This is a genomic window from Paraburkholderia domus, from assembly GCF_905220705.1.
Lineage (GTDB): Bacteria > Pseudomonadota > Gammaproteobacteria > Burkholderiales > Burkholderiaceae > Paraburkholderia > Paraburkholderia domus.
In genome coordinates this window covers 80,973-95,743 of the sequence record NZ_CAJNAT010000001.1, presented here as the reverse complement: position 1 = coordinate 95,743, position 14,771 = coordinate 80,973, and the positions used below count along the sequence as shown (strand labels likewise).

Genomic DNA, 14,771 nt, shown 5'->3' with positions numbered 1-14,771 from the left:
CATTGTGATGAGTAGTGACCAGTCGAGCGCGCTAGCGGGGGCCGCCGCGCCGTTCCCGAGTCTGAACGCCGAAGCGGGCGACGCAGCAGAGAACTTCGTCCAGATCGTCGATATCGTGAAAAAGTTCGGCGAGACCGTAGCGGTCAAAGAGGTCAACCTGTCGGTAAAAAAGGGCGAGCTGTTTGCGCTGCTCGGCAGTTCCGGCTGTGGCAAATCGACCTTGTTGCGCATGCTGGCCGGCCTTGAATCGATCACGTCGGGCAAGATCCTGATCGACGGCGAAGACCTCGCGCAATTGCCGCCTTATCGCCGGCCGGTCAACATGATGTTCCAGTCGTATGCGCTGTTTCCGCACATGACCGTCGAGGCCAACGTTGCCTTCGGACTGAAGCAGGAAAGCGTGCCGAAATCCGAACTGAAAGACCGCGTGCAGACCGCGCTCGATCTCGTGCAGATGGGCCGTTTTGCGAAGCGCAAGCCGCATCAGCTCTCCGGCGGTCAGCAGCAGCGCGTGGCGCTCGCGCGCTCGCTGGTCAAGCGACCGAAGCTCCTGTTGCTCGACGAGCCGATGTCCGCGCTCGACAAACAGATCCGTCAGCGTACGCAGATCGAACTGGTCAACATTCTCGACAAGGTCGGCGTGACCTGCATGATGGTGACGCACGATCAGGAAGAGGCGATGACGATGGCGGACCGTCTTGCCGTGATGAGTGAAGGCGAGATCATCCAGCTCGGCACGCCGCACGAAGTGTACGAATATCCGAATTGCCGTTTTTCGGCCGAGTTCATCGGCTCGACCAATCTGTTCGACGGCAACGTCGTTGAAGACGAACCCGATCACGTGTTCATCGAAACCCCCGACCTGCCGGTGCGTCTCTACGTGAGCCACGGCATTACCGGGCCGCTCGGCATGCCTGTGACGATCTCGGTGCGGCCCGAGCGCATCGCGCTCACGCGCAAGCCGCCTGAAGGCGCATACAACTGGGGCAAGGGCGTTGTCACGAATGTCGCTTACATGGGCGGCTATTCGCTGTATCACGTGAAACTCGACGCCGGCAAAACGGTAATCGCCAACGTGACCAGCCTCGCGCTGACGGAAATCGACCCGCCCACCTGGGGCGACGAAGTTTATGTGCGCTGGAGCGCGTCGGCCGGTGTGGTGCTGACGTCATGAAGCGCACGATCAATTCTCTGGCATCGTGGCCGGTGCGCCGTTTCAATCTGACCGGCCGCACCGCGGTGGTGGCCGGGCCGTTCATCTGGCTGCTGCTGTTTTTCCTCGTGCCGTTCCTGCTGGTCGTGAAGATCAGCTTTGCCGATTTGCAGCTCGGCATTCCGCCGTATACGGAACTCACCACGTACACGGATGGTGTGGTTCACGTTGCTCTGGACCTGTCGCACTATGCGTTTCTGCTCACCGACAGCCTGTATTTCGCGACCTATGTGAATTCGGTGGTGGTCGCGGCGGTATCGACGTTGCTGTGTTTGCTGATTGGCTATCCGATGGCGTACTACATTGCGCGATCGAATCCGGCGAGCCGCAATCTGCTGATGATGGCTGTGATGCTGCCGTTCTGGACGTCGTTTCTGATTCGCGTGTACGCATGGATCGGCATCCTGAAGAACAATGGCTTGCTGAACAACTTTCTGATGTCCGTGGGACTGATCCACACACCGATCGAGTTGTATCACACGAACACCGCGGTTTATATCGGCATGGTGTATTCATACCTGCCGTTCCTCGTCATGCCGCTGTATGCACATCTGGTGAAGATGGACATGACGTTGCTGGAAGCCGCCTATGATCTCGGCGCGAAGCCGTGGCGGGCGTTCTGGCAGATCACCTTGCCGCTCTCGAAGAACGGCATCATTGCCGGTTGTTTGCTGGTGTTCATTCCGGCGGTAGGCGAGTACGTGATTCCGGAACTGCTGGGTGGCGCGAACACGCTGATGATTGGCCGTGTGATGTGGAATGAGTTTTTCGACAATGCCGATTGGCCGATGGCGTCTGCCGTGACGTGCGCGATGGTGTTGTTGTTATTGGTGCCGATGGCGTTTTTCCAGTACGCGCAGGCGAAGGCGATGGAGGAACGACGCTGATGAAGCCGAACCGGATTTTGCAGTTTATTGCCTTGGGGATTGGGTTTCTGTTTCTCTACATTCCGATCGTGAGTCTGATTGTGTATTCGTTCAACGAATCGCAACTGGTCACGGTTTGGACGCGGTTTTCTACGCGCTGGTACGCGGCATTGCTGCAGGACGACGAGTTGATCGCGGCTGCGTGGTTGTCGTTGCGCGTGGCGTTGCTGACGGCTTTCGCGTCGGTGATCATTGGCACATGGGCTGGGTTTGTTTTGGCCCGGATGGGGCGGTTTCGTGGATTTACGCTTTATACGGGGATGATCAATGCGCCGTTGGTGATTCCCGAGGTGATTCAGGGGATCTCGTTGCTGCTGTTGTTCATCGAAATGGCCAAGTGGTTGGGGTGGCCCGCTGGGCGTGGCATTTTCACGATCTGGATCGGGCACGTGATGCTGTGTATTTCTTATGTGGCCATCATCGTGCAGTCACGTGTGAAGGAGTTGCATCCGTCTCTTGAGGAAGCCGCGCTTGATCTTGGGGCTACGCCGCTTAGGGTGTTTTTCTTCATTACGTTGCCGTTGATTTCGCAGGCTCTTGTTTCTGGGTGGCTGTTGTCGTTCACTTTGTCTATCGACGATCTGGTGTTGTCGGCGTTTCTGTCCGGGCCTGGGTCGACTACGTTGCCGCTGGTTGTTTTCTCTCGTGTGCGGCTTGGGTTGAATCCGGAGATGAATGCGCTGGCTACGTTGTTTATTGCTGTTGTTACCGTTGGGGTTGTTGCTGCTAATTATTTTATGCAGCGGGCGGAGAGGAAGAGGGCTGTGATGGCGGTATAGGGTTTGTTCTTGCGTGGCGCTTTGTTTGGCTGTATGCCTGCGGTGTTGGCCTTTCCTTGTTTTGTTAGTGGTTTATTAGCGTTGCCCCTGTGCGGGGCGGCACCTACTTCTCTTTGCTGCTGCAAAGAGAAGTAGGCAAGAGAAAGCAGCTCACACCGCCAATTTTTAAGCGGGTCCCCCGCGCAGTTAGGGTAGTGGTGCATCTGGAATCGGTGCCCTCGCACATTTGGCGTAAGTGACAAAGGATTCATCAGCGCCCACTCCGCACTGCGTGCGTCGCGGATGGGTCAGCGTGGGAAACCCGGGGCTTCGGTTACGCGCGGCGGGAGCGATGGGCCTTGCCTCGCCGAAATATCCCTGAACTCGTGGGCAAAGCGCGAGTGCGAAAACGTAGCAGCGGGTTTTGTGAAGTGCCCGTCGGCGCGCGTAGCGCCGCCGGAAGTATGACTGCCTTGTCGCCAGGGCTGAATGTGCGAGGGCACGGATTCCAGATGCACCACTACCCCCTCCGAGCCAGGGGACCCGCTTATGAGCTGGCGGTTTGAGCCGCTTTCTTTTGCCTACTTTTCTTTGCGGCATGCAAAGAAAAGTAGGTGCCCGCCCCGCACAGGGGCAACACTAATAGACCACTAAGAATTCAAGGAAAGGCCAACGCCATAGGCATGCAGACAGCAAGCGCCGCGCAGGCAAAAAAACCATCAAACCTTATACCCAATCCGAACCCCACCCCAATGCCGCCCGGCAACAAACACAGGCGCCGACGCATCCTTCATCAAAACAAACTGCCCACCGCCCATATCGCGCCGATACGTCTGCAGCAAAAATTTCTTAACATGCGAAGCCGCCGCAACCCCGGTACGGTCATCGAACATCCGCCGATTCCGGCAATTAGCCATGTTCCACACCACATCCTCGCGCTGCGGCAAAGAAAACTTCAGATTGTGAGTAGGCAGATACCCGCGCACATCGACCGCAGCACAAAACGCCACGCGTGGATCAAGCCCGAGTAACGGCTCCTGAATAGCAGGCAAAACCCGATCAGTAAAAGCAGTAAACCGGGTAACGAACTGAGCCGGATTGCTTCCCGCAACGGGCATATAACGTTGATCGAACAGATCCTCAATCGACACTTCGCCTCGAGCAACCGCCGCTTCGAATACCTTGCTCACCGCAGCCGCGGCCTGCTGCACCGCATCAATAAACCGCGTATCCGCAGTCTCGACCCCCGTGGCGGTCGTCAACTCGATCAACGTCTCGGACACGCTGAGCAGATTTCCCAGCCGGTCCTTCGCCTGGACGAAGTTCTCGCTCGAATCTTCAACGCCGCTCGCCATCTCCAGCACCTGCGCCTCGAGCCCGTTGCATTGTGCTTCGATCTCGCCGGTCAACGCGGCGATCTGCCCAGCCTCGTCGTTGAGCTGCGTAATCGCATCGCCCGTCGCATGCACGACGTCGCCGATCTTTCGCGTGCCTTCGCGTACCCGGTGTGCGCGCGCCGTGTTCACCGAACCCTCGGTGATCAACTGCTCGGTCTGTTGAGTGAGTTGCGCCAGCGTCGTTTCGATCTGGCCCGTCGCCTGCGCGGTCTTCGCCGACAGGTTCTTCACCTCGGCGGCCACCACCGCGAAACTCTTGCCGGAGTCGCCGGCGCGCGCGGCTTCGATGGCGGCGTTCAGCGCCAGCAAGTGCGTCTGGCGGGCGATCAGTGAAATCTCCTCGGAGACGCGGCTGACGTGCGCCAACGCGCTGCGCAACGCGCCGATCTGGCTCTCGATCACCGTCACGCCTTCGACCAGCCCGTGGATGTCGGCCAGCGACGCTTCCAGTGTCTGCTGCGATTCCAGCACGCTGGTCGCGGCTTCGGTCGACACGCTGCGCATTTCGCGCGCGGCAGTGGCAATGCGATGATTGCCCGCGAGTGTCTGTGCGGCGGACTCGCGCAGCGCGCGGCATACCTGCGCCTGGTGCTGCACGCGTGCGGCAACTTCTTCAACGTGGCCCGATACGTCGCAGATTTCAATTCCCAATTTGCCGGCCTGGGCGGCAATATCGCCGACGATCGTTTGCGAACGGCCGCTGCGGCGAAAGCTGAAACGCGTCATGCTCGTCTCCTTGATGGCGCAGTTGGCGCAGTCAATTGGCGCGGTCACCCAGTGCGGATGCCGCGTCTTCTCGATGCGTTTACGGCAGACTTTCAGTCAACTTGATACGGGGTATCCCGTGGTCGTTATGATGTGGGATTCGGCAGGGCGCAGACACAGCCCAGTGCGCGGCACGTGTGCGACGCCAGCCCCGAGACAGGCTCGGCCCCGCAAGTGGCTGTGCCGGCCATTTCTCGCAGCCCTCCCTCTCACCAGCGGACCATGATCGACTCCTTCGCGCGCGTTTCAGGCTGGCAGCAACTCTTTCACCTGTGGGAGCTGATCGTGATGCTCTGCAAATTCCTTTGGAGCCTGCTGCGTTTGCTCGGCGGCGGCTGAACATCGCCGTGAACCTTGCTCAATGAATGGCTGCTTGCCCCTGAAGCTTTGGAGGCGAGTCGGCCGAAGCAGGCGGCCAATATCGACCTGTCGCCACTCTCGTGCAGGGTCTCTTCGGAGAGGCGCATAATCTTGACTGAATTGCACTCTCTTCGGTCTCCGGGCGCGCCGCGAACGGCACGCCTTTACTTGCAACGTTGACAGACTGACGAGAATTCCTCATCTGAAAACAGTGCCCGATAAGGTTTGTGAACCCTCGGATGTCTTGCGCTCCGAGCCCCATAACCAAGGAGAGCCTCGTCATGGGAATGCGCCCAGATCCTACGTTCCACGCGTCGCCGAAACTCGCGATGGATGCGCCAGCGGAAGACTTCGCCTACACGTTGCTGCTCAGCCCGGATTTCTCGCAGCCCGACGCGCTCGCTGTGGTCGACGTGAAGCCCGGATCGCCGACTTACAGCCAGGTGGTCCACACAGTACCGGTGCCTAACAAGGGGGACGAATTTCACCACTTCGGATGGAATGCCTGCTCGTCGTCACTGTCGCCGCTGACCGGCCACGCCTTCCTGGAAAGGCGCTATCTGATCATTCCGGGGATGCGCTCCTCGCGCATCTACATCGTAGACACCAAGCCACATCCGACCCAGGCGCGCATCCACAAGATCATCGAACCTGAGGAAATCTTCCGCAAGACAGGCTACTCGCGTCCCCACACCGTCCACTGCGGGCCTGAAGGAATCTACGTCAGCACGCTCGGTGGCGGCGGGAAGGATGGCACCGACGGCCCCCCCGGCATCTTCATCATGGACTGCGAGACTTTCGATGTCCTCGGCCGCTGGGAAATCGATCGCGGGCTGCAGGAGAAACACTACGATTTCTGGTGGAACCTGCCGCGCGACTACATGGTGTCGAGCGAGTGGGCGTTGCCGCCGCAATTCGAGAACGGGATCGTCCCCGAAGATCTTCTGTCGAACAAGTATGGGCACCGAATCCACTTCTGGGATCTGCGGGCACGGCGCAACGTGCAGACGATCGATCTCGGCGCCAACCACCAGATGGCGCTCGAAGTACGGCCTGCGCACGATCCGAGTAGGGAATACGGTTTCATCGGCGTCGTGGTCGACACGACGAACCTTGAAGGGTCGATCTGGACCTGGTGGCGGGAAGGGGGGAAGTTTCACATCGAGAAGACCGCGACCATTCCGCCGGAGCCTGCAGCCGCAGAACTGCTTCCGCCGTTGCTTCAGGGATTCGGCGCGGTGCCGCCGCTCGTCACCGATATCGATCTCTCCATCGACGACAAATTCCTGTATGTCGCCTGTTGGGGAACCGGCGAGATGCGTCAGTACGACGTGACGGAACCCCGGAAACCAAAGCTCACGGGATCGGTCCACATCGGCGGAATCGTACGGCGTACGCCCCATCCAAACGGTAAAGCCTTTGCGGGTGGTCCGCAGATGGTCGAGATCAGCCGCGACGGAAAGCGGGTCTACTGGACCAACTCGCTCTACTCGACGTGGGACAACCAGTTCTACCCGGACGGTGTGCCAGCGGCACAGGTCATGGCTCGGGCTGAACCCGCCGGCGGCCTTACACTGGCTGACGACTACTGGGTAGCCTTTCCCGACGGATACCGGGCCCACCAGATCCGGCTTGAAGGTGGCGACTGCTCGACCGATTCGTTCTGCTACCCGTCGGTGGGGATTTGATAGAGGGCGGCTGGTCGCAGACCGGCCTTTGGTTAGCCGTCGCGGCGAGCGGTCTCTATCACGGGCTCAACCCGGCAATGGGATGGCCGCTCGCCGTTTCGAGCGGGCTGATGGACCGACGTGCGCGGGCGCTGTTCTGCACGCTCTTATATCTCGCAGCAGGGCACGTGCTGGCAATGTTCGTCGTGATGGTGCCCTTCGCCATGCTTGCGACGCTGCTCGCCTGGCAGCGCGAGATCCAGATTGGCGCGAGTGTGCTGGTCATCGGCTTTGGTGTCTTCCTTCTGATCCGGCGGCGCCATCCGCGCGTACTCGCGCGGATCCCACCGTCGCGGCTCGCGCTCTGGTCCTTCGCCGTTGCCATCGCGCACGGCGCAGGACTGATGCTGGTACCGATCTACCTCGGCCTTTGCCGGTCCTACGACTCGGATCAAGGGCATCAAGCCGCGCGGGCCCTGATCGACGCCAATCTGGGCATGGCGCTGCTTGTCTCCGGCGTCCATGCCACCGCCATGATCATGGTCGGTGGGCTCCTGGCCTGGTTGGTCTACCGCTACCTGGGACTGAAGTTCGTGTCACGGAGCTGGTTCAATCTGGACGCAGTCTGGGCATCGAGCCTTATCCTGGTGGGCACGCTCGCATTGGCGCTCAATACCGCGGTACCGGGCGGCGAGGGGTGATAGCCGTTGGCTTGTGGTGCCGCACGGCATCGCGAGCCGGGTCGGTATAAATCAGCGGGAGACGCTCGCCGTGCCTGCCGTTAATGGCGCGGCCGCGGTGCTCGTGCTTGTACCGAGAAACGCGCGCAGATCGGTCATGACGCGCTCGGGCGCCTCTTCCATCGGGATGTGACCGAGTCCCGGGTACATCACCGATTTCGCACCTGGAATACGGCTCGCAAATTCGGCCGCGTGCGCAGTCGGAATCCAGCGATCTTTCGCTCCCCACAGCACCAGCGACGGCACCTTCAGCGTCTTCAGCACATCGGTGTCGACGTCCTTGAAGTCGAGCGTCGGCACCATCTTGCCGATCGCCGCGCGCGTGCCTTCGCCGTGGAAGAATTCGATGTAACGCCGCAGTGTCACCGCATCGAGCTTGCGCGGATCGCCATATACGTTGCGCACGGCGCTCTTGATAATGACTTCAGGCAGCCACCACGGCGAACTGACTCGCACCAGCGCGCTATTGAAGAGGCCGATGTAAATCGGCAGCTTCATCGGAAAACCGGCCGAGTCGATCAATACCAGGCGTTCGACGGCGTCGCGATGGCGCACCGCGTAGTCCCACGAAATCAGGCCGCCGAGTGAGTTGCCGATCAGTGTCGCGCGCGAGATGCCGAGCGCCTGCATGAAGGTGTCGATGAAACGCCGGTAGGTCGGCAGGTTCATCGTTTCGATTTCGCCGGCGCTCGAGCGCAGCGGGCCGGTCACGCCGAATGGCGGAAGATCGAGACGGATCACACGATGCTCGCGTTTGAGTTCATCGGCAACGCGATTCCACGTATGCAGCGAAGACGCGAAACCGTGAATCATCACGATCGTGTCGCCGCTGCCTTCATCGACGTAATGCACGTCGGCACCCATGATCTTGACGAACTTCGAACCGCTTTGTGTGTAGCGCCGCTGCAATTCGGCGCGCGGCACGCTGGTGATGCCGAGGCGCGCGGCGACCGAGCGGGGCGGCAGTTGCGCTGTCGATGCGGACGTCGCGGATTCGATGCTTGCCATGATTGTTGTCTCCCTTTAGTTCGAGTTAGATCGTCTCTGCCTCTGCGTCCTGGCATCCGCGTCAACGTGCGCATCGCGAGCGTCCCCTCAGCCGCTGCTTGCTGCTTTACGGCGCGAAGCGATAGTCGCGTGGCCGCACACGCCGCGTGCGTTTGCGAAAGCTGAATGTGAAGCCCGGCCACAGCGCTGTCACCTTGCCGCTCTTCGTCTGGTACCAGCTATGACAGCCGCTGACCCACACGGAGTGCTGCATCTCTTTCTGAATACGCTCGTTGAAATCGCGCTGAACGTCGGGCCGCAGGGTCATCGTGCGTGCCTTGCGTCGCTGCAAAACGCGCAGGCAATCGGCGATGTACTGCACTTGCGACTCGATCATGTAGATCAGCGAGTTGTGACCAAGCCCGGTGTTCGGACCGACAATCATGAAGAAGTTCGGGAAGTTGGCGACGCTGGTGCCGAGGTAAGCCTCCGGCCCGTCGCGCAGCCACATCGCGCCGAGATCGGCGCCGTCGAGGCCGGTCACGTCGAACGGTGCGCCCACGTCGTTTACCTGGAAGCCCGTGCCGCAGATGATCGCATCGGCCTGGTGGTGCACGCCGTCGTCAGTGACAATACCGTCGGCGACGATTTCGCGGATGCCGGTCGTCACCACGTCGACGTTCGGTTGGCTGAGCGCCGGATAATAATCGCTCGACAGCAGCACACGCTTGCAACCGAGCCGGTAGTTCGGCGTCAGTTTGGCGCGCAGCGCCGGGTCCTTGACGCGCCGTTCGAGGTAGCTCATGCCGAACTTCATCGGCAACTTCATCAGCTTTGGATTGACGACGAACGCAATCGCGCGCGATTCGAGTTGCCAGTAGATCGCATTGCGCACGAAGCGCTGCGTGAACGGCAGATGGCGGAACAGCCAGTGCGCGCGTGGGCCGACCGGCTTGTTCGGCTTGGGCATGATCCACGGCGCGGTGCGCTGGAACAGTTCGAGTTGCGCGACACGCGGCTGGATCTGCGGCACGAACTGGATCGCGCTGGCGCCGGTGCCGATCACCGCGACGCGCTTGCCTTCGAGCGGATAGTCATGGTCCCAGCGCGCCGAATGAAACAGCTTGCCTTCAAAGCGGTCGAGGCCGGCGATCTGCGGCATGGCCGGTCGCGACAGCGGACCGCTCGCGGCGATCACCACATCGGCCTCGATGCTTTCGCGCACGCCGTTCGAATCGATCTCGACTCGCCAGATCTGCCGTACTTCGTCGAAACGCGCCGAAGCCACGCTCGCATTGCAGCGCACGTAACGATCGACGCCGTACTTGTGCGCACAATGCTTGAGGTAGGCGAGGATCTCCGCCTGGCCGCTGAACGCGCGCGACCACGACGGATTCGGCTCGAACGAAAACGAATACAAGTGCGACGGCACATCGCAGGCCGCGCCGGGATAGGTGTTGTCGCGCCACGTGCCGCCAATATCGCCGGCCGCCTCGTAAACCGTGAACGACGTGATGCCCATCTGCTGAAGGCGTATCGCCATGCCGATGCCCGCAAACCCGCTTCCGACAATGGCAATGCGTGGCGCGGCGGGTTTGGCGGATGAGGCAGGTGTCACAGCGGGTCTCCGGAAGTAGGCAAAATTCGGGTGTCTACATATGTCTACACCAGCATACCGCGCAGAGTAGACAACTGTACACTTCGCGTCAAGATCGTTTAGAGTACGACTATTAAACGCGCGAGCCGCGCTCAGACTGAAAGCTCATGAAACCCGTACCCGAAGCGGCGCCCGCCGTCGACCATGGCACTGTTGCCGGGCAGGACCTTGCGCCGGGCAAGCGCAAACTGATTGAAGCCGCGTTGCGTTTGACGGCGGGCGGGCGCAGCTTTGCAAGCCTGGGCCTGCGCGAACTGGCGCGCGAGGCGGGATTGAATCCCAACACGTTCTATCGCCATTTCGCCACGCTCGACGACCTGGCTCGCGAGGCAGTCGAATCGGTAAGCCGCCGCTTGCGGCCGATGCTCCGGCGCGAGCGCTGGCTTGCCGCGCACGACGAGCCGCAAAGCGTGCCACGTCGCGCGTGCGTAGCGTTTTTCGCGTTTGCGTTGGAGAACCGCGAGGCGTTTCTGAGCGCGCTGGCCGAGTATCACGGCACATCGCCAGCGTTGCGCGAAGCGGTGCGTGCGAACCTCAACGAGGTGTCGGCGGAAATGGCAGACGACGTCGTGCAACTGGACCTGATGCCGACGCTCGCCCGTACCACTGTCGACGAAGTCTGCACGCAGATCGTGCTGCAGCTGTTTCATCTGTCGGCGGAGTATATCGACGGGGATGCCGCGCGCCGGGAAGCGCTGGTCGCCTATGCGGAGCGTTTCATCGTCCGGCTGTTTGCGGGTTCGGTGCTGCTCGCGCAACATGAGTTGGCGAGGGCGCCTGCCGCAGTGAGGGCGTAAAGGGGTGCCGACATAAAAAAACAGGCTCCATGCGGGAGCCTGTTTTCAGTGCAGCTTGATTGATTGCAGCTTGATTGACTGCGTTTCAAGCCGCGCTGTGTTTCTCAGGTATCGCTCCAGCCACCGGAATCGTCGTTGCTGCCCATGTCGACGCCACCGCCGCTGTTGTCGCTCCAGTCGTTCGAGCCCTGGCCGAAGTCGAGGCCGCCGCCATTGCCGCCGTCACCGCCTCGGCGACGCGTTTCGTCATCGACAATCACGTCGCGCTCTACGACTCGTTCACGCCCGGAATTCAATGCCTCGCCGAGCAGCACGCCGGTCAGCAGACCGCCCATGCCACCGCCGAAACCACCACCACCTTGTTGCACGATGACTGGTGGTTGCTGCTGATACGGCCCTTGCTGCGGATAGGGCGCTTGCGGCGGGTTGCCAAAACGCTCGGCTTCCTGCGCATACGGCGACTGCTGCGTGGCGGCGGCCGGCGCGGCATAAGGATCGGGCCGCCCCTCGGCGCGGGCGCGCATGCTGCCGATGCGCTGCTCCAGTTCATCGAGCTGATACGGCGGCACCGGATTCTTGCTGTTCGACAGCGTTTCGACGAGACCGCGCAACTGGTCTTCGGTCGACTCGACTTCCTTCTCCAGCGCCTCATGACCTTGTACGGTGGAGAGCTTCACGTCGAGCTTCAACGAGCGCACGGCGTTGAGCATCTCGGTCGCGCGCTTGAGTTGTACTCGACGATCGTCGTCGGCGCGCGAATCGTCTTGCGAGCGGGCGCGACGCAATGTCCAGCGCAACACCAGCGCGATCACGCCGATCAGGAGAATGATGCCAACCCACATGCCGATGCCAGGGCCATGCCGTTGCGGCGCTTGCGGCACCACCGCCGACTGCTGCTGCACGGTGGGCGAATTTTGCTGCACGAACGGGTTGGCCGCGCGGCTCGTGGTGTTGCCGCCTGCGGCGCCGGCACGTTCTGCGTTCTTACGGATACGCGCTTCGGTTTGCGCGAAACGGGTCGGGTCCGTGAAGCGGATTTGCGGGTCGAGCGTCTTGGCCTGTTGGACCTGGGCGAGGGCGTCGGCAGAACGGCCTTCACGATCGAGTACCTGGCCGTACAGGTAGTGCGCGCGAGCATTGTTCGGATGTGCCTGCAGCACTTCGCTCAAACCGGCATCGGCCTGCTGCCAGTTGCCTTGCGACATGGCGGATTCGATCTGCTGGACCGTCGGCACAGCGAACGCCATGGCCGACACGAACATCAGCGAGGCGAACGCGCTTGCGAGAAATTTTTTCATTTACGGACCGGGTGCGATGCACCCGTCTCCTTCAGTCGATTCCGGCGGCCTTGGTAACGGCAGCCGGTATTTACTGCTGACGCAATCACTGGGCCGGCGTATTGATCTGCTTCTTCAATGCTTCGAGACGATCTTCGACCGATGGGCCACGGTTCAGCTCCGCGAGCTTGTCCTCGAGCGCCTTACCGCTCTTTACGTCGGCCGAATTCAGACGCGCGTCGGAACGGGCATTCGACAAAGCAACCTTGTCTTCCAGCTTCTGGAAATCTTCAGAGAGATTCTTGCCACCGATACCGCCCAACGCCGTAGCTGCAACATCTTTGGCTTGAGCGATCTGCTGCTTGGCTTGCAGAATGTTCGAACGCGCATTCAGGTCGTTACGACGGCTGCGCATGTCGTCGATCTGGCTCTTCAACTGCGCAACCGACGGCTCCAGCGTGGTCAGTTCCTTGGCCAGCGCATCGCGCTCGGCTTCGGCCGTGGCTTGTGCGCCGAGGGCTTCGCGCGCGAGTGCTTCGTCGCCGGATTGCAGCGCGCGCTTCGCGCCGTCTTCGTACTTCTTCGCCTTGTCGGCGGCCACATCGCGCTTGCTTTGCTGAGTGGCGACTTGCGCCTGAATCTCGATCAGCGAGTTCTCGGCTTTAGCGATGCTCTCGTCGAGTTCGCGCACGATCTGGCGCGAATCGCGCGACGGGTCTTGCACGGAATCGGCTGCGTCGTTCAGGAGACCTTTAAGCGTGCGCGAAATGCTGTCAAAAAGCGACATGAAAACCTCCAAAGAATGAAATCGGCGCTGAATAAACCCACGCGCTTTAACCGCTTTCAAATACTACTTTACGCCGCTGCGCGCGAAGCTGCGCAACGTTCGGACCGGAGTTCGGGGCACACCCGCCAATTGCAATAGCGGCGCCGTAAATTTACGGTTTTGAAACCGGATTTCAATCGTCCCGGCGGTTAAAACGCGCGGCCGGTCATTCAGCCGTTCGCGGATATTACACCACGCGTTCTCTTAAAACCCACTTAAAGGGCGCGATGACGCAATTGCGAACTTTGTGCGCGGCGTGTGTCGCGAATGTGAATAGGCTGGCATGTGGGCAGGGCGTGCCCGTGCTTCAGCCGCAGCGCGTCGATTCTCGTCGGGCCGGGCTGCGAGCCCCTGCTTCTTTCGATTCAGGCGAAGCGGCCGCCTTCCGTGCTCGGATCGCTTTGTGGATCGTCCGCGTCCCGCGCGGCGTCGAGGCGCGGGCGCTTGAGCACTTTGCGCAGCTGCGCTTCTGCGTCGCCCGGTTCCTGCGCCGAGTCCGCAATGGACGCCGCCTTGGCCGCGGCAACGCGCCCCACGGCTTCGGCTGCCGCGGCGGCTTCTATTTCCTCGGCGGTAGCGGTGAGGGCGGCCATTACACCGGCTGGCAGCAATGGTGCCGGGCTTGCGCCCGCAGGTGTGCCCAACAATTCGTTCGCTTGCGATGCGGCCGCGGTTACCGCCGGAGCAGCGGATTCGTTGTCGCCGCGGGTTTGCAAGGCCGCCGGGAGCGCCGCCCGTGCGTGGCGCGTGCCGCGCGCGACACGCTGCAGCGCCGCGTCGAGCGCGTCCGGCGCGCGCGGCGCATTCAGCCGGTCGACAATGCTGGCCGCTTTCACCTGTTCGCTGGTCGCGCCGAAGCTCAACACCGCGCGCCGCATCAGTTCGCTGACGCTAATGCCCAGGTTTTCGGCGGTGGCGGCGATCGCGCGTTTCTGCGCGGTCGTGACGAATACGACGATGCGTTCGCTGGGCTTGTTCATGGTCGGCTCGCATACTTGTTTGCATTGGCGATTCAAGGCGTGTATTTGGCGTACGCCGTCTTGCGCGTCGGTGACGACTCCCGCGCCGAGTCCATCATATGACGAGTTGCGGCAATGCGGAACGGGCGCGACATGAAAATCCCGTGACATCAACGAGTTGTAGCTTTTCCGGCGGGCTTGTCCACAGGCCTTTCAACAATTTCTGTTGATAACTCTGGCCGGCGGCGCCGGGCGCGTGGGCGATTGCCGCGATCTACCGTCGTGACGCGATGCGAAGGGAATTCTTACAAAAAAACTGTCTTGGACGGCGCTTGATTTCTTTAAAATGCGCTGTTACGTTGCGCCGGACGATGTCCCAGGCGTGCCGTGCGGCTGCCCGGGGGCATAGGGCCGCGCGGTGTTTTGCGCCTCATGCAGTCCG

12 protein-coding genes are annotated in these 14,771 nt (G+C 61.2%); 6 read left to right on the top strand and 6 right to left on the bottom strand.

Annotation, left to right across the window (positions count from 1 at the left end):
• Nucleotides 1–7: 7 nt before the first annotated feature.
• Genes KHO31_RS00380 through KHO31_RS00370 form a run of 3 tightly spaced genes read left to right on the top strand, consistent with a single transcriptional unit; the run spans nt 8 to nt 2,918 of the window.
• Complete coding sequence (locus tag KHO31_RS00380; RefSeq protein WP_201081985.1) at nt 8–1,174, top strand: ABC transporter ATP-binding protein; 1,167 nt, start codon at nt 8–10, stop codon at nt 1,172–1,174.
• On the top strand, nt 1,171–2,100 hold the full coding sequence (locus tag KHO31_RS00375; protein WP_201081983.1) for an ABC transporter permease subunit: 930 nt from the start codon (nt 1,171–1,173) through the stop codon (nt 2,098–2,100). Before KHO31_RS00380 ends, KHO31_RS00375 begins: the two co-directional genes overlap by 4 nt.
• A complete protein-coding gene (locus KHO31_RS00370) occupies nt 2,100–2,918 on the top strand; it encodes an ABC transporter permease subunit (RefSeq protein WP_201081981.1) in 819 nt (272 codons plus the stop codon). The genes KHO31_RS00375 and KHO31_RS00370 overlap by 1 nt, the downstream gene beginning before the upstream one ends.
• A gap of 698 nt (nt 2,919–3,616) precedes the next feature.
• Here the strand turns inward: KHO31_RS00370 and KHO31_RS00365 are convergent.
• Nucleotides 3,617–5,020, bottom strand: coding sequence for a methyl-accepting chemotaxis protein (locus KHO31_RS00365; RefSeq protein ID WP_201086556.1), 1,404 nt, complete (start codon nt 5,018–5,020; stop codon nt 3,617–3,619).
• Between the two features lie 680 nt (nt 5,021–5,700).
• On the opposite strand from KHO31_RS00365, the gene KHO31_RS00360 reads away from it, so the two are divergent.
• Together KHO31_RS00360 and KHO31_RS00355 are read left to right on the top strand one after the other, a co-directional pair.
• Nucleotides 5,701–7,107, top strand: a complete 1,407-nt coding sequence (locus tag KHO31_RS00360; protein ID WP_201081977.1) for a selenium-binding protein SBP56-related protein — start codon at nt 5,701–5,703, stop codon at nt 7,105–7,107.
• Nucleotides 7,104–7,787 (top strand): hypothetical protein, encoded by a 684-nt coding sequence (locus tag KHO31_RS00355; RefSeq protein WP_211622458.1) that lies wholly within the window; start codon nt 7,104–7,106, stop codon nt 7,785–7,787. The genes KHO31_RS00360 and KHO31_RS00355 overlap by 4 nt, the downstream gene beginning before the upstream one ends.
• A 51-nt stretch (nt 7,788–7,838) precedes the next feature.
• On the opposite strand, the gene KHO31_RS00350 is transcribed toward KHO31_RS00355, so the two are convergent.
• Complete coding sequence (locus KHO31_RS00350; RefSeq protein WP_201081973.1) at nt 7,839–8,834, bottom strand: alpha/beta fold hydrolase; 996 nt, start codon at nt 8,832–8,834, stop codon at nt 7,839–7,841.
• Nucleotides 8,835–8,940: 106 nt separating this feature from the next.
• Complete coding sequence (locus KHO31_RS00345; RefSeq protein WP_201081971.1) at nt 8,941–10,431, bottom strand: flavin-containing monooxygenase; 1,491 nt, start codon at nt 10,429–10,431, stop codon at nt 8,941–8,943.
• 146 nt (nt 10,432–10,577) lie between these two features.
• Between KHO31_RS00345 and KHO31_RS00340 the strand changes: the two genes are divergently transcribed.
• Nucleotides 10,578–11,267 carry a TetR family transcriptional regulator gene (locus KHO31_RS00340; RefSeq protein ID WP_201081969.1) on the top strand — a complete coding sequence of 230 codons (690 nt, stop codon included), beginning with the start codon at nt 10,578–10,580 and terminating at the stop codon, nt 11,265–11,267.
• Between the two features lie 104 nt (nt 11,268–11,371).
• Here KHO31_RS00340 and KHO31_RS00335 read toward each other — a convergent pair whose 3' ends face one another.
• From KHO31_RS00335 to KHO31_RS00325, 3 genes are all read right to left on the bottom strand, one after another.
• Nucleotides 11,372–12,565, bottom strand: coding sequence for a tetratricopeptide repeat protein (locus KHO31_RS00335; protein WP_211622456.1), 1,194 nt, complete (start codon nt 12,563–12,565; stop codon nt 11,372–11,374).
• Between the two features lie 85 nt (nt 12,566–12,650).
• Nucleotides 12,651–13,331, bottom strand: a complete 681-nt coding sequence (locus KHO31_RS00330; RefSeq protein WP_201081965.1) for a PspA/IM30 family protein — start codon at nt 13,329–13,331, stop codon at nt 12,651–12,653.
• A 404-nt stretch (nt 13,332–13,735) separates the two neighbouring features.
• Complete coding sequence (locus KHO31_RS00325; protein ID WP_201086551.1) at nt 13,736–14,350, bottom strand: hypothetical protein; 615 nt, start codon at nt 14,348–14,350, stop codon at nt 13,736–13,738.
• Nucleotides 14,351–14,771: the final 421 nt, after the last annotated feature.